The sequence below is a fragment of the Stygiolobus sp. RP850M genome (assembly GCF_037389295.1).
Lineage (GTDB): Archaea > Thermoproteota > Thermoprotei_A > Sulfolobales > Sulfolobaceae > Stygiolobus.
Genome location: NZ_JBBHKU010000040.1, coordinates 71228 through 85598 on the forward strand (window position 1 = coordinate 71228; position 14371 = coordinate 85598).

The window sequence follows — 14371 nt, forward strand, 5'->3', positions numbered from 1 at the left end:
TTTATATGCTTATCTCGTATGAGTGATCTACAAACTAAGGTAATGGAACTGGCTAGGAGAAGGGGGATATTTTGGTCTTCTTACGAGATCTATGGAGGAGTAGCCGGTCTTTATGACATTGGTCCTATAGGTACTAGGATTAAAAACAGGATTGTTGAGTTGTGGAGAAAGTATTTCATAAAAGATAACGCCGAATTCGTGGTCGAGATAGAGACTCCCTTAGTGACTCCTTATAAAGTGTTAGAGGCAAGCGGTCATGTGGAAAACTTTACCGACCCTATCGTTGAGTGTACCAAGTGCCATAACGTTTACAGAGCCGACCACCTAATAGAGGAGATGGCTAAGGTGAATGTAGAGGGGTTAAAGCCGTCTGAACTGGACAAGATAATCAGGGAGAAAGGGGTAAAGTGCCCTAAGTGCGGTGGAGAGTTAGGTGAGGTTAGGCTGTTTAACCTCTTATTCGAAACTAACATAGGACCTTACACCGGAAATAAGGGGTTTATAAGACCTGAGACGGCACAAGGCATGTTCACCTCCTTTAAGAGGGTTTATGAGTCCTTTAGGCAGAGGCTTCCCTTGGGGATCGCACAAGTGGGTAGAGTAGGGAGGAATGAGATCTCGCCGAGACAAGGTCTGATAAGGATGAGGGAGTTTACCATAATGGAAGTGGAGTTCTTCTTTGACCCTGAGTCGCCCGGTGAAGTTCCCCTAGATAAGGTAGGAGATCTTAGTGTCAACATCCTCAGGGGAGAGGAAAAGGTTAAAGGAGAGAAGCCCGTGCAATATAAACTTCGTGAGGCTGTGGAAGAGAAGGTAATACTAAACCCGTGGATGGCGTATTGGATGGGAGTAGCTACTAAGTTCGTCTCCGCCCTCGGTATACCCCAATCTTCTACGTATTTTGAAGAGAAACTGCCTCATGAGAGGGCTCACTATTCGAAGCAGACCTTCGATCAAATGGTTCTGATAGGGGAAGAAAAGGTAGAGATTTCGGGGCATGCTTATAGATCTGATTACGACTTATCGAGGCATATGAAGTTTAGCGGGCAAGACTTGACGGTGTTCAAAAAATATGATACGCCCAAAATAGTAAAGAAGAAGACCGCAGTAATTAATAGGGACGAACTTAACAAGGAAGGGAAGGAGTTCGTAAAGACTTTTATGCAGTTCATAAACGGTAAGTCGCCGGAGGAAATCGAGGAAATGATTAATAAAGGGGTGAAAGTTAATGACAGAGAGATATCGAAATACGTTAAGGTTCTTGAGAGAGAAGAAAAGGTTAGTGGAGCCCACTTTATTCCGCACGTAGTGGAACCGTCTTTCGGAGTCGAGAGGTGTTTATACTTAACAGTACTTAACGCATATAAGGAAAAAGAGGGTAGGATTGTCTTGTCATTACCAAAGCAGCTCGCCCCATACGACCTCGCTGTGTTCCCATTACTTGAAAGGGACGAGTTAATTAAGAAGGCTAAAGAGATCTATAATCATTTACAAGAAAAGTATGATGTTATCTACGACGATGTAGGGAGTATAGGGAAAAGGTATGCTAGAGTGGATGAGATCGGAGTACCTTACTCTATTACTGTAGACCCTACTACATTACTTGATAATACGGTAACTATAAGGGATAGAGACACGTGGAATCAAATAAGGGTTGAGATTGAAAGGCTTGATGAGGTAATAGAAAAACTGTTCAAAGGTGAAGAGTTTAATAAGTTAGGAAGAGTAGTTGATAATAATGAGTAAGGAGCAACCAGATAAGGCTGAGCAGGAGGAAGAGAAAAAGGTAGACGTAAAGTCATTAGTTAGTATTATACCTCCTGCGTCAGCCCTAAAGAAAAATACTAAACAAATTAAGGAAAAGAGAGTTAAAATGAAGAAGAGGGCTGATATAGACCAAGGATTAATACTGATGTCTGCTAAACTGGCTAAAGAGCTGAACATTAAGGATGAGGCTGAAGTTTCGGTAAAAGGTAGGAGAAGCAAATTTAAGGTTATTATTCAGGACGGGTTACCTGACAACGAGATCTGGGGTAACGCAGAGGATATGCTGAAGCTGGGCTTAGAAGATAATAGTACAGTGAGCGTTAGGGCGGTTCAATGAATGAGAGCGAAATCGAAATAGGAAGGGTTTTACTTCATTTCGAGCAAGTAGTAGAGGAGTACCATCTCACCTTAGAGGAGCTTGAGAATTACTTGACGTTCCCAGAAATCGAACAAGAGAAGTTGGAGAAATTATTAAGGAGGCTGAGGAGGAATAGGAGGCAATTGCTTAACGGAATTCAGGTTATAGTTAACCACGTCAATAACGTGACGAATAACAAAATGAAGGAGGAAGCATTAGGGCTCTTAAACTATTTCTACATAGTCGGGCTTAATGACGATGAAAAAGCTTTGATAAAAGCTAAAGAAAAAGAAACGAATCTAGCTGAAGAAATAAATAGAGACCTAGAAATTGTATCTAAAATACGTTCATTAATTTTGAAATTCGTTTATTAACCATGACAACACCTCTATCATAGCAATGGGTGTTCCTGAACTTAACATTGAAGAACAGATACAAAGCATGACTAACTCGATATTAGACCAACTTAGGATACTATACCAGCAATTTACAGAAAGTAATGTGAACCACATGCAAGCCTATTCTAAGATAGACGGTATAAAGTCTTCAGTAGAGGATTTAAGATATAAAATAGGAGAGTATGTGCTCAAAGTAAGCGAGGGTTTGCTTTACAGTAATTTGTATTTAGATATTATAATGCAACTCGAAAAAGTCTCACAAAATATAGGTGCAGCATCATACAGATTCGGTGTGCTAATCAGCAGAATAAAGAGCCAAGACCATATCTTATTGAACTTATCAATATCGATGGTTGAAAAACTAATTGCAGCTACTACGAACCTTATAGAGTCCGTTAGATTACTATCTGTTAATGCTAAGAAGTCCTCGGAAAAGGCTAGGAATGTAATAAAAATAGAGGAAGAGATCGATGACCTTTATAGGAATTTTGAGCTGAAACTATTTGAAAAACAAAACGGAGATATGGCGTTTTTAATGTTAAGTAAGGACGTAGCAGACAGACTCGAGGATTGCGCGGATTTGCTCAGGGACGCAGCTAATGATATAATGTACTTGAGCTTTTTAAGGGAGTAAAAATATGTCGCCCAAAGGAAGATTGGTGAAAGATAAAGTCATTATCGAGAATGTGGAAGAAGCTAGAGAAGTTTATAGGATGGGTTATTACGGCAAACCGTTAGATATATCTAAGCCTAAAAGTCCTGAAGATATAAAAAGTCCCTTGATTCTGTCGATAATAGAAGCTACCTATCTTTTAAAGAAAGGTTTAATAAGCGTTTACACAAACGTTGACGGTGCTGAAAAGAACTTTACTTACGACGAGTTATACAATTTGGGAACTACTTTACTACCTCGGTTCAATATTCTTTACACCGTTTATGAGGATCTGAGGGACAAAAATTACGTGGTTAGATCAGGTATAAAGTATGGGGCGGACTTCGCAGTTTATAATATAGGACCGGGAATCGAACATGCTCCTTACTTGATCATAACTCTCAGAGAAGACGAGGAGATCTCACCGAATGAGATATTAGGCTTCGGTAGGGTATCTCACAGCACTAGGAAAGAACTTATACTGGGTATTGTAAATCCCGTCACGAGGAATATTAGGTACATAATATTTAAATGGCTGAAAATCTAATTCTAATTTAAATATCTACCGTTAAAAAATTGGGTGATTCACGGTTTGAGCGGAAGGGAACTAAGACGTGGCAAACAAGACTTTAATCTCGACGAACCTAAACCGATGCCACTAGGCGATAAATGTAATTACTTATGCCCCTTCTTCAGGTGTAATAAAAAGGCTCTGAGCATACAGAAGAAGTACATAAAAGGAACACCTCAAAAAATCGGCTACTGTATGTGGGTAGGGGATGTATGTATCACTGGAGAATGTCAGTATGCGTATTGTGAGAAGAGGGCTTTACTACCTGGGAACAAGTGCGCGTTTGCGGTTAACAAGAAGAACGGGGATACTGAGGATATGGAGAAAGAGTTGAAAAGGGATGAGTACGACAATAAAGTGAAAGAGCTTCTATCTAAGAAGTATGGTCGCAAAGACCTTGACTTGTTGTAGACTTTTCATCCCAATGAGTATATAACTCGTTCTCTATCCCTAACATATCGAGGACTTTCCCTACTACAAAGTCAATTACATCTTGAATATTTTTAGGATGGTGGTAAAAACCCGGTGAAGCCGGTAAAATAATACCACCGGCTTGAGCTACTTTGAGAGCATTTTCAAGCTCAATTACCCCTAGTGGTGTTTCCCTCACCAATAGAACTAACCTACCTCTGGTTCTGAGGAAGTTTAAGGCAGTCCTAACTAAAAGGTTTGAGGCAATACCGGAAGCGATCTCGGCTAAAGTCCTTATACTGCACGGGATTATTGCCATCCCAATAGCCTTTACCGTATGACTTGAACTGGATGGCGGAGCCTCAATCTGCTCTTCTAAATAAACTGAGAATGAAAATTTCTCGATCTCTGACATAAGATCAATACCGCACTCCTTCTCAGCGACCTTTACGGCACCTTTCGTGACGATTACCTCTGAGTCAAACCCCATCTCTTTAATGGCTTTCAGAAAGCGGATAGCGTATATTGTACCACTAGCTCCTGAAATACCTGTTATAATAAGATTTTTCTTCTTTCTCCAGTCCTCTGTTCTTGCCTCTTTAGCCATTCCCTCACCCACATGTTATAACATTGTTTGCTACAAAAAACCCAAGGTTTATTATTACAGCAAGTCTTTACGGTTATTGGTTCTTCATGAATGAACTTACCGCACCAACTGCACCTTAATGCGTTAATATGAACGTCTAATTGCATTGGCATAATTTTATCTCCTGAAAGACTATATTAAATAAGTTTGTTATAATTATAGGATTTATAATAATAGTATTTAAGTAAATTAATAAGTAGATTAAGTGAGAGTGGGAAACAGTGCAATCTGATTCAATCCAGATCAAATCGGTCGAGGAAAGTAAGATAAGCAGATACATAATCGAGTACACTATGAAAGATTGGTTAGACCTTATAGAAAATGATGTGGTAATAGTTGGAGCCGGACCGTCCGGAATGGCTGCAGCTTATTATTTGGCTAAGGCTGGTCTTAAGACGGTAGTATTCGAGAGAAGACTGAGTTTTGGTGGGGGTATAGGCGGAGGAGCGATGTTATTCCATAAAATAGTTATAGAGAGTCCTGCAGATGAGATACTAAGAGAAATGGGTATCAAGCTGATCAAGGTGGAAGAGGGGATATACATAGTAGACACTGCTGAGTTTATGGCCAAATTAGCAGCATCGGCAATTTCAGCCGGGGCAAAGATAATTCATGGGATTACCGTAGATGACGTGATATTCAGGGAGAACCCATTGAGGGTTGCAGGAGTTGCAGTAGAATGGACCGCCACGCAGATGGCGGGCCTTCACGTAGACCCGATTTTCATATCAGCAAAAGCTGTAGTTGATGCGACTGGACACGATGCAGAGGTGATCTCTGTGGCCTCACGAAAGATTCCTGAGTTAGGGATTACTATACCTGGTGAGAAGTCAGCCTACAGTGAGGTAGCTGAAAAGCTAACTGTAGAAAACACGGGTATGGTAGCCCCTGGACTATATGCTACCGGAATGGCAGTGACTGAAGTTAAAGGTCTACCCAGAATGGGTCCGATATTCGGGGCAATGGTTCTCTCTGGAAGGAAGGTCGCTGAAGATATAATAAGAGACTTGCGTAACTCTTAAAGCCTTGTTATTATATTTTTACTCCAATGGCACAGCAGTTAAAGATTAAGGTATCGGAGAAGGCTGAGGGGGTAGTAGAAAAAGACATTCAAAATAACGTTTTTAACAGAAGGGAGTTGACCTTAAAAATATTCCACATAGGTACTGGAACTCCTTCCAGAAAAGAAATAATATCAGCACTCTCTGCTGTCTATGGAGCAAAAGAAGACCTAATAGTGGTGAAGAGCGTGGAGACAATTTATGGGGGAGGTATCAGTTTAGTCAGAGTTAACATATATAAAAACAAGGAAGATTTGGAGAAAGTTGAGCCAAAACACTTAATAGGAAGGGATACTGGGCAAAAAGTAAAGAAAGGTGGTAAGAATGCCGCAAAGCAAGGGTAATGAAGGGACTAAGGCGATAGTAAGAACTTATTATGTGATTGAAAGAGATAAAATTAAGTTAAAGAATAAAAAATGTCCTAGATGCGGAAGCATTATGGCACATCATATGAAGCCCGTAGAGAGGTGGGCTTGTGGAAAGTGTGGTTACACTGAGTTTTTAGGTAAAGGGAGATGATCGTTTTAGGGATTGAGAGTACAGCTCACACTTTTGGAGTTGGAATAGTTCAGGAAGACCAGTCCGGAATCAGGATTTTATCTAACGTAAAGGATACTTTTGTACCGAAAGAAGGTGGAATGAAGCCCTCTGACCTCGGTAAACATCACTCTGAAGTAGCCCCTGAAATAGTTAAATTGGCATTAGATAAAGCAGGAGTGAGTATAAAGGACGTTGATAATATTGCTGTAGCTTTAGGACCAGGTATAGGACCAGCACTAAGGGTAGGGGCTACAGTAGCGAGAGCTCTAGCCCTAGCTTTCGGTAAAAAGTTAGTACCAGTAAACCACGGGATCGCACACATAGAAATAGGTAGGTTCACTACAAAAGCTGAAGACCCCCTTATATTATACCTTTCGGGAGGTAATACTATAATCACTGTGTTTGTAGACGGTAGATATAGAGTATTCGGGGAAACCCTTGATATAGCCTTGGGAAATATGATGGATGCTTTTGTTAGGGAAGTGGGTCTGGCACCTCCTTACGTAGTTAACGGAGTTCATCAGATAGATATTTGCGCGGAGAAGAGCGAAAGGTACATTAAGTTACCTTATGTTGTAAAGGGGCAGGACATGTCTTATTCTGGGTTGTTAACCGCAGCACTAAAGGCTGTGAAGGAGAATAAGTTAGAAGACGTTTGTTTTAGTTTGAGAGAGAACGCTTTTGACATGCTCTTAGAAGCAACGGAGAGAGCCATAGCGTTAACAGGAAAGAAAGAGGTATTAATAGTCGGAGGGGTAGCGGCGAGCGTTAGCTTAAGAGAGAAATTAAGGAGGCTTGAAGAAGAGTGGGGGATTACTGTGAAAATAGTACCCCCCGAGTACTCAGGGGATAATGGAGCAATGATAGCTTATACTGGATTACTCGCGGCTAAGAGTAATGTAACCGTATCAGTAGAGGAGAGTATTGTAAGGCCTAGGTGGAGAATTGACAAAGTTGATATACCATGGAGAGGTTAAAGGAAATAAAAAGAGGGGCAGAAGCTGTTATTTACGAGGGATATTTCGCCGGGATACATTCTATTTTTAAAAAGAGAATTAGAAAGAGTTACAGGAATCCCGAGTTGGACTATGAGATAAACAGTAATAGGACTAAGTTAGAAGCAAGGCTGATTTATACCTCACTTATAAATGGTGTGAACGTTCCTGCACTCCTTCTAGTAGACCCTATCGAGTTTTTAATTGTTATGGAGTATATTGAGGGTGTTACTGTAAAGGACTATCTACTGTCTTATAGTGGTAGCGAGGAAAACCTTAAACTTGTGGGTAAACAAATGGGAGAAATATTAGGAAGGCTCCATAAATTAGGTATTGCTCATGGTGATCCCACTACCAATAACATGATCCTAACTAAGGAGAACGAGATGTTCATTATAGATTTCGGACTTGCTAAAAAGACAGAGGGGGAAGAAGACCTTGCTGTAGATGTTCACGTATTTTTACGGTCACTTGAAAGTACACATAATAAATATCAAAAGGTGTTGTTTGAAGGGTTCTTGGAAGGTTACAAGAAATTCGTTGATGCTAATAAAATTTTAGAGAAGGTTAAGGAAATCAGAATGAGGGGAAGATATGTCGAAGAGAGAAGAAGGGGGAGTAAATAGTAATGATAAGATACTTTTAGTTACTTCTAACGAAAATAAGTTCAGGGAGATATTTGAGGTCGCAAAAAGTCATGGGATCAAAATAGAGTGGTTAAACATACCGAAATTCGAGATACAAGCGGATAATCTTGAGGAAATAGTGAGATACTCTGCAATTACCATATACCAAGTGGTAAGAAAACCGTTGATAGTAGAGGATAGCGGTCTGTTCATAAACGCTTTAAACGGCTTCCCTGGACCTTATACGAATTACGTGAGGAGGAAATTAGGGTTAGAGGGTATATTGAAACTTTTAAACGGCGTAGAGGATCGTTCTGCTTACTTTAAGACTGTCATGTGTTACGTTAGCGATAAAGAGATAAATCTGTTCACGGGTGTGGTTACCGGAAGGATAAGTGAGAGGATTAAAGGTGAAAAGGGTTTCGGCTTCGATCCTATATTCATTCCGGAAAACGAGGAAAGAACTTTTGCCGAAATGAGTACTGAGGAGAAGAACAAATACTCCCACAGGGCTAAAGCCTTCATGTCCTTTCTAAATTACTACCTGAGTGAAAGAAAAACTTGAACAAAGGATTACTTATACCTTTTAGTCTCTTCAATACTTTCCTTGTTAAGTTCTTTGAAATTCCTCTCGTAGAACGAGATTAAATAATTGTAGTCTTCTTCGGTCAAATCTGGTAAGTCCTCGACCTTAACAAACTCAAGTAACTCTCTTTCATTAGTAATATTGGGGATTACAGACGATACCCTCTTGTTATACAGTATGAACTTCAAAGCTAATTGAGAGAGCTTCATACCCTTCTTGTTTGCAAAAGGTATTAATTCTTTAGATCTCTCTATCGCCCTATTAATCCAGTTGATATCTTTAAAATGTCTGTGAAGTTTATGATCGTATTCTATCGGCCATTTATTCTCGTTAAGCGCGTCTGAGGCGTGAGGGACTCTTACAAAATGACCTATGTTATATTTTAAGAAATCTATACCTGGCATCACCTCTATGAGATTAAATATGTACTCTAAAGACTCATATCCCATTTGGATCGCATCTATTCCTTCCTCTCCCCATCCCAGTGTAGGTCCCAGAGCAACGCCTATAACTCTTACTTTCCCTTCTTTCTTTAAGCTCTGAAAGAAATTAAGTACCTTCTTATCCCTGATCACATTAGCCTTGGGATTATGCAGCATGAGTATATCCACGTAGTCGGTGTTCAACCTCTTTAAACTCTGTTCAAACGCAAATTTCAAGTACTCAATGTCGTAATTCCCTACGGGTCTCGTGTTATGGTAAAAATCAAGTCCTATTTTTGTTAAAATGACTATTCTATCTCTCTTAGTTCCTAAAACTTTACTTATTATTTTCTCACCTAGCCCTTTTCCGTAAACGTCAGCAGTGTCATAGAAATTTATGCCGACATCATATGCCTTTCGTAAAAGTTCTTCCGCTTTGTTTATATCACTTCCCCACTCGTCCGTAACGATACTCCATAAGCCTAATCCTATTTCAGACACTTCTAACGTATTATTAACGCGTCTTAGCTTCATACTAATACCCGTCTAAAAGTAGATATGATTTTTGAGAGTAAAAAAGAATAGACTATTAATGTTAGTAAAGGTACCAGAAAAAGTGTTTGATGAGGTTCTTTCTAAATTAAAATTGCGAGTTTATGAGTACAACAGTAAAATAAAGGAGTACGGAGTGTATTTAAAGCCTTATCACTTAGTCTACAAAAACGGTAAAAAATACGTTTACATAGGGAAGTATTGGTATAAACTAGAAAAGTTCGGTGGTAGGCTCAAATGGATATATCTGGGTAAAGAGAAGCCGTTTATAGATATGCCAGACCCTCCAGAAATTCCTGATTATACAATTATTAGAGATGCTGACGGAGGATATATAATAGACAAAAAAATCTTAGATGAGCTCAAAGGAAAGTAGCGACTTTATATCTTCAACAACCTTTTGCTTATTCTCTTCGTTTCTAATTAAAGCTAAACCGTTAACGATCGTGATAATATCTTCCGTATCCAACCTGATCAGTTCTGCTAACCCCATAACGGTAACCGGTGTGAAAGGTGAACCCATAAAGGCATTTAGAGAAGCTTTTCTAGCTTGAGCCCTAGTTATCTTTTTAAACTTAGCGAACGAGTAATAAACATCATTTGCAGTTATATCCTTACCATACGGTGACCTCGATAATATGTCTAGAACTTCTTCCTTAGAAGAGGAGTTAGCTATGTCCCTCACAGTTTCCTTGCTCATCTTACATGTATCTGGAACTTGTTCATGCATTTTATACGCGATAAGAGATGAATAGTAATCCTTGTAACCACATATTATCTCTCTGGCTTTTGAGATCCAGTCTCCTTTAAACGTATCTACAATCGCCGATAATCTACTGATAAAGAAATACTCTAAATAAGTGTTAATTACGGCAGCTGACTTATTACTGGCTTTTTCTAAGGCGAATTCCAAAGCTTCCCTCTCAATTCCAGTTAGAGAAGATAACACGTCTTCAAGGGATTGAGGCTTTATATCAGCCAGGTCTTTCAAAAGATAGACACGAAAGGAAGGAGTCTTAGATAATGCAGCAGATACTATAGCTTCTATGTCATCTAACTCTACGACGTATTTATACAAATCTACGATAGACGAAGCGATTTTAGAGGATAAGGTATAATTCCTTACAGTAGATAAAATCTGTAGCGCTCTATTTTTCATATATGTCTGGAAATCCGTAATAGTTTGCGGGACTTCAGATATTATACCCTTTTCTCTCAATATGTTGGCAACTTCCTTCCAGCTACTTGACTCTAATAACTCATTTACGGTACCTGTACTTAGTATCTGGCTCTTATATACTCTTGCTAATGCGGTAGCGTACGCGAAGCTCATTTACTTATATACCTCCAATAATTTGGATACTACCAATTCCACTGCTTTTTCAACGTTTTTCTCAGCTTGCTTTCTAATCTTTTCGATCTCTTTCTCCCTTTCTTCAGTATACTTCTTGGATAGTTGTTGAATTTGGGATGAATAAGTTTGATCAATTTCTTTAAAAATCTGTGATATAACTTGTTCCGCAACATCTCTAAACTGTGAGGAGAGAGAGTCCGCCATTAAAACAATTTTCTTACCGTCCTCTACAGTCTTCTTTTCCACGTCTTTCAATTGGTTTTCATACTTTATTATGAGGTTCGCGTAAGTGGCTAGTTTTGAGGACATTTCGTTTAATATTTTATTAGCCCCCTTTTATTGATTTCCTTGCCCTTATAATGAAACCAGTGTGAACTACACCTATATTTTTGGGTCTTGTCGCGTTCTCCTTCACTTGATATTCTCTAACGATTAATTCCTCAGCATGCACATCTACAAAGTCAAATTCTCTGATTTTAAGCACAGTTTTCTCTATTTGATTAACTGTAGGGACAAAGATTACTACTGAACCGGAAGGTTTAAGGATCTCGTGGACATATTCTATCGTATTCCAAGGGTCTGGCATATCGAGGAATACAGCGTCTACATCTCTTTCATCTATTCCTTGCCTTATGTCCTTGAGCTTGAAAGTTACTCTATCTAATAGTCCCATAAACGATAAGTTCCTTCTAGCTGTTTCCTGCATATCTTCTCTTATGTCATAAGTAATAACTCTACCTTTCTCTCCTACCGTATATGCTAAGGAAATCGTCAGGAAACCGGATCCAGTGCCAGCTTCAATAACAGTATCCCCTTCTTTAATCCCAGACACATAAATCATGTAAGATATATCCTTAGGGTATAGTACTTGTGAAGGTCTTCTCAACCCATTATAAGCGTCTAAAGGTGTAGGCCTAAGCAAATAAGCTTGCACACCAGTCGAGAGAGAAACGGTCGAACCATATTCCTTTCCTATTAATGTAGACAAGTCTAGGGTACCTTTATCTGAGCCGAATTTTTTTCCTTTCTCTACCTTTACTAGAAACACTCTTTTTGGGTCAACCCATATGACTACTGAATCACCTTCTTTTAATGGCATGTTAAAGTAAGAAAAGAATGTAAGGTTTTAAAAATCAGCTCTGATGTCGCATTTCATCCTTTCAAAAATACCAGCTTTCATCATATGTTCATCCGTTTTCTATCCACAATTCTTTTCTTATAAAGTCATTTAAAGCTGCTCTTATTACTTCACTTCTAGAAGTATATCTTCCAGTATTGACCAATTCGTCTATTGCTTCTAAGAATTGTTCGGGTAGTTTTACAGTTATTATTCTCATAACGGTCAATTAGTATGGTTTTTCTGAGATAATTTTTAAGCATTATTCCCTTGTTTACCTGACCTTTCCCACAAATAATTGAAGTACACCTTACCGATCTCTATGAAATACACATGAGTTGAGTACAAGCCATAAAGGATGTTTTCAGAGGATTTTACTATTAACATTATGGATCTATTTGTTATAATGCCACTACCGAACATTGATTCAGTGATTTTGAAGTTAATTATCGGAGGGATTTCTCTGGGTTTTATGAGTATTAGCTTGACGTCACTCTTATAAGCGTTAGCCTCTAGAAGCTTTATTACCTCTTCTGTTAAAAGTTCGTCGAAAGATATTGCTAGATAGTATATTGACGATTGTTCTTTGAGAGTTTGCTGAAAACTCATCTGCACGCTATCAGGAGGTATTAACATTATGTTGTACAACGACGGTTGAGTAGATAGCAGTAATGAAAGCGGGGTTATAACTTCTTTCTCTATTTTCTCTACTGATTCAAGAATGTTCTTCTTTACAGTAGACCATACGTCAACCAAAGAATTAGCCGCAAACATAGCTGGCTTTTTACCTACTCTCTTAATCCATCCTCTCCCCTCTAGCCTAGACAATACTGGGTAAATTTTCGTATACGAAATCCCGATCCTATCAGAGATCTCTCTAGCTGTCATCTTACCGTTAATAAGGAGTAGGAAGTAAACCTTTAGCTCATTTCTACTTATCCCTAGCCCAGAAGCCAACTTACTAATACGGCCTATTATATCATCAATAGGTAAGTCTTGTCCCATAAAGTAACGTTTAATACTCTCAAATTACTAACTTAAATTTAGTGGGAATCCAATGGGTGGTGCGAGCAAGAAACCAATTAGCAATATAGAGAAGAGATTAAAGAAGCAACAAGAGGAAACCCAGAAGAAAGCTCAGAAGAAAACAAGCAAGACCGGTAAGGAAGTTACCTCTAAGGCTATCACAGTTGATAAGGATACTATAAATAAAGTTCAAGAGGAATTAAAGAAGGAAAAAATAATCACACCTTATGTTCTTGCAAATAAGATTAATGTCAACATAAGCGTTGCTAAGAAGATATTAGAGGAACTCGAGAGACAAGGAATGATATCACAAGTAGTGAAAAATAGGAGGACAGTAGTTTACATAACTAGCTCTTAAAACCACATGTTTTACTAAAGAGCATAAAAGTTACTCTTCTTCCTCTTCTTTTTCGTGTCTGTCTTCTTGGTTTATCTTTTTCCTTTCCATAGCTTTCATTTTCTTTATGTTCTTACACAGTCCTTGTAATATCGTCTCAATGTTATTTATCTTGCCTATACGTTCCTTAGAACTCTCTTGCATTAGCACAGTAGTCTCTACATATAGTACGGTGTCTTCATCCTCAGCTTGTTTATAGATTAGAGAGTTAGTACTAGTTACAAAAGTAGGTGACGAGCCTATTATTTCACCGTTTTCGTCCTCTATTACCTCACCAACCAGTATATACGGCATGCCATTCTCTAGGGTTCTAGCTATGGCAACGTACTTAACTATATCTGGACTCCTAGCGTACGCTTTTATCGACCCGATAATAGCAGACGCATTACCAAGAGCTAAAACTCTGTTAATTTCAGGAGAGAAAATATCGTCTTCAGCTAAAATCCCGTATCTTTTGTCTAAAGACATGAATACAGGCTCTTTTCCAGAGGATATCCCGAGTCTCACGTCTTTTTCGGAAATAATTACCTTCCTATACTTGCCAATTATCTCACCTTGGGGTGAGATGATAAGGGTGGTAAGAAATACCTTTGGACCTGCCTGTTCTAAAATTGGACCTGCAACTAGATGGATTTCGCCTTCGGTGGCTAAATTTATCAACGTATCCGTAATAGTACCCGGAATTTTTTCCGAGAGATTCCTTATAATACTCTTAGACTTCTTATCATTTTCATAAATTTCAAAAATGTTTCCTACTGGAAATAAAGAGGGTAAGATAACTAATTTGGCACCCCTTTCCTTCGCCTCCTTTATCAGTTTCTTTGCCTTTTCGACGTTGGCTTTTTTGCTAGCCTCTTTAAGCTTAAGGTGTAATAATCCTATAAGCATTCAT

At 38.8% G+C, this 14371-nt stretch carries 23 protein-coding genes; 14 read left to right on the plus strand and 9 right to left on the minus strand.

The annotated features are described in order from the left end of the window. Window positions 1–18: 18 nt before the first annotated feature. The 6 genes from WIW52_RS04400 (at window position 19) to WIW52_RS04425 (ending at window position 4157) form a co-directional block, all read left to right on the plus strand. Window positions 19–1746, plus strand: a complete 1728-nt coding sequence (locus tag WIW52_RS04400) for a glycine--tRNA ligase (RefSeq protein WP_337708854.1) — start codon at window positions 19–21, stop codon at window positions 1744–1746. Then, entirely contained in the window at window positions 1739–2104 is a 366-nt protein-coding gene (locus tag WIW52_RS04405; RefSeq protein WP_337708856.1) for a hypothetical protein, read from the plus strand. Before WIW52_RS04400 ends, WIW52_RS04405 begins: the two co-directional genes overlap by 8 nt. Further along, window positions 2101–2499 carry a hypothetical protein gene (locus tag WIW52_RS04410; protein ID WP_337708858.1) on the plus strand — a complete coding sequence of 133 codons (399 nt, stop codon included), beginning with the start codon at window positions 2101–2103 and terminating at the stop codon, window positions 2497–2499. Before WIW52_RS04405 ends, WIW52_RS04410 begins: the two co-directional genes overlap by 4 nt. Window positions 2500–2524: 25 nt before the next feature. Further along, window positions 2525–3157, plus strand: coding sequence for a DUF47 family protein (locus WIW52_RS04415; protein ID WP_337708860.1), 633 nt, complete (start codon window positions 2525–2527; stop codon window positions 3155–3157). A gap of 4 nt (window positions 3158–3161) precedes the next feature. After that, on the plus strand, window positions 3162–3722 hold the full coding sequence (gene endA, locus WIW52_RS04420) for a tRNA-intron lyase (RefSeq protein ID WP_337708861.1): 561 nt from the start codon (window positions 3162–3164) through the stop codon (window positions 3720–3722). 105 nt (window positions 3723–3827) lie between these two features. Then, window positions 3828–4157 carry a hypothetical protein gene (locus WIW52_RS04425; protein WP_337700785.1) on the plus strand — a complete coding sequence of 110 codons (330 nt, stop codon included), beginning with the start codon at window positions 3828–3830 and terminating at the stop codon, window positions 4155–4157. Here WIW52_RS04425 and WIW52_RS04430 read toward each other — a convergent pair. Both WIW52_RS04430 and WIW52_RS04435 read right to left on the minus strand, forming a co-directional pair. Then, window positions 4120–4764: a UbiX family flavin prenyltransferase gene (locus WIW52_RS04430; protein ID WP_337708862.1), complete on the minus strand. Its 645-nt coding sequence runs from the start codon at window positions 4762–4764 to the stop codon at window positions 4120–4122. The two genes, WIW52_RS04425 and WIW52_RS04430, sit on opposite strands and share 38 nt — an antisense overlap. Continuing rightward, window positions 4710–4916, minus strand: a complete 207-nt coding sequence (locus WIW52_RS04435; RefSeq protein WP_337708864.1) for a TRASH domain-containing protein — start codon at window positions 4914–4916, stop codon at window positions 4710–4712. Before WIW52_RS04435 ends, WIW52_RS04430 begins: the two co-directional genes overlap by 55 nt. 108 nt (window positions 4917–5024) lie before the next feature. Here WIW52_RS04435 and WIW52_RS04440 point away from each other — a divergent pair, with 108 nt between their 5' ends. Genes WIW52_RS04440 through WIW52_RS04465 form a run of 6 tightly spaced genes read left to right on the plus strand, consistent with a single transcriptional unit; the run spans window position 5025 to window position 8590 of the window. Beyond that, a complete protein-coding gene (locus WIW52_RS04440) occupies window positions 5025–5825 on the plus strand; it encodes a sulfide-dependent adenosine diphosphate thiazole synthase (protein WP_337708867.1) in 801 nt (266 codons plus the stop codon). Window positions 5826–5851: 26 nt separating this feature from the next. Beyond that, window positions 5852–6208, plus strand: a complete 357-nt coding sequence (locus WIW52_RS04445) for a 30S ribosomal protein S24e (protein ID WP_337708869.1) — start codon at window positions 5852–5854, stop codon at window positions 6206–6208. After that, on the plus strand, window positions 6189–6383 hold the full coding sequence (locus tag WIW52_RS04450) for a 30S ribosomal protein S27ae (RefSeq protein ID WP_337700585.1): 195 nt from the start codon (window positions 6189–6191) through the stop codon (window positions 6381–6383). The genes WIW52_RS04445 and WIW52_RS04450 overlap by 20 nt, the downstream gene beginning before the upstream one ends. Beyond that, window positions 6380–7381 carry a KEOPS complex N(6)-L-threonylcarbamoyladenine synthase Kae1 gene (gene kae1 / locus WIW52_RS04455; RefSeq protein ID WP_337708871.1) on the plus strand — a complete coding sequence of 334 codons (1002 nt, stop codon included), beginning with the start codon at window positions 6380–6382 and terminating at the stop codon, window positions 7379–7381. The genes WIW52_RS04450 and kae1 overlap by 4 nt, the downstream gene beginning before the upstream one ends. After that, entirely contained in the window at window positions 7369–8025 is a 657-nt protein-coding gene (locus WIW52_RS04460) for a Kae1-associated kinase Bud32 (RefSeq protein WP_337708873.1), read from the plus strand. Before kae1 ends, WIW52_RS04460 begins: the two co-directional genes overlap by 13 nt. Further along, the gene (locus WIW52_RS04465; RefSeq protein WP_337700591.1) at window positions 7994–8590 is read left to right on the plus strand and encodes an XTP/dITP diphosphatase; all 597 of its coding nucleotides are present in this window, start codon (window positions 7994–7996) and stop codon (window positions 8588–8590) included. Before WIW52_RS04460 ends, WIW52_RS04465 begins: the two co-directional genes overlap by 32 nt. A gap of 8 nt (window positions 8591–8598) precedes the next feature. Here WIW52_RS04465 and WIW52_RS04470 read toward each other — a convergent pair whose 3' ends face one another. Then, the gene (locus tag WIW52_RS04470; RefSeq protein ID WP_337708874.1) at window positions 8599–9567 is read right to left on the minus strand and encodes an aldo/keto reductase; all 969 of its coding nucleotides are present in this window, start codon (window positions 9565–9567) and stop codon (window positions 8599–8601) included. Window positions 9568–9625: 58 nt separating this feature from the next. Here WIW52_RS04470 and WIW52_RS04475 point away from each other — a divergent pair, with 58 nt between their 5' ends. Then, on the plus strand, window positions 9626–9961 hold the full coding sequence (locus WIW52_RS04475) for a hypothetical protein (RefSeq protein WP_337708875.1): 336 nt from the start codon (window positions 9626–9628) through the stop codon (window positions 9959–9961). Here WIW52_RS04475 and WIW52_RS04480 read toward each other — a convergent pair. The 5 genes from WIW52_RS04480 to WIW52_RS04500 all read right to left on the minus strand — a co-directional run bounded on the left by WIW52_RS04480 (window position 9938) and on the right by WIW52_RS04500 (window position 13061). Continuing rightward, window positions 9938–10918: a V0D/AC39 family V-type ATPase subunit gene (locus tag WIW52_RS04480; RefSeq protein WP_337708877.1), complete on the minus strand. Its 981-nt coding sequence runs from the start codon at window positions 10916–10918 to the stop codon at window positions 9938–9940. The two genes, WIW52_RS04475 and WIW52_RS04480, sit on opposite strands and share 24 nt — an antisense overlap. Beyond that, entirely contained in the window at window positions 10919–11248 is a 330-nt protein-coding gene (locus WIW52_RS04485; protein ID WP_337708879.1) for a hypothetical protein, read from the minus strand. A gap of 16 nt (window positions 11249–11264) precedes the next feature. Next, window positions 11265–12038, minus strand: a complete 774-nt coding sequence (locus WIW52_RS04490) for a tRNA (adenine-N1)-methyltransferase (RefSeq protein ID WP_337708880.1) — start codon at window positions 12036–12038, stop codon at window positions 11265–11267. An 88-nt stretch (window positions 12039–12126) separates the two neighbouring features. Then, window positions 12127–12276 carry a ribbon-helix-helix domain-containing protein gene (locus tag WIW52_RS04495; RefSeq protein ID WP_156007926.1) on the minus strand — a complete coding sequence of 50 codons (150 nt, stop codon included), beginning with the start codon at window positions 12274–12276 and terminating at the stop codon, window positions 12127–12129. A gap of 35 nt (window positions 12277–12311) precedes the next feature. Beyond that, entirely contained in the window at window positions 12312–13061 is a 750-nt protein-coding gene (locus tag WIW52_RS04500; RefSeq protein WP_337708882.1) for a TrmB family transcriptional regulator, read from the minus strand. Between the two features lie 52 nt (window positions 13062–13113). Between WIW52_RS04500 and WIW52_RS04505 the strand changes: the two genes are divergently transcribed. Then, window positions 13114–13440 (plus strand): 30S ribosomal protein S25e, encoded by a 327-nt coding sequence (locus WIW52_RS04505; protein ID WP_337708884.1) that lies wholly within the window; start codon window positions 13114–13116, stop codon window positions 13438–13440. 30 nt (window positions 13441–13470) lie between these two features. On the opposite strand, the gene WIW52_RS04510 is transcribed toward WIW52_RS04505, so the two are convergent. Further along, window positions 13471–14367: a carbon-nitrogen hydrolase family protein gene (locus WIW52_RS04510; protein WP_337708885.1), complete on the minus strand. Its 897-nt coding sequence runs from the start codon at window positions 14365–14367 to the stop codon at window positions 13471–13473. Window positions 14368–14371: the final 4 nt, after the last annotated feature.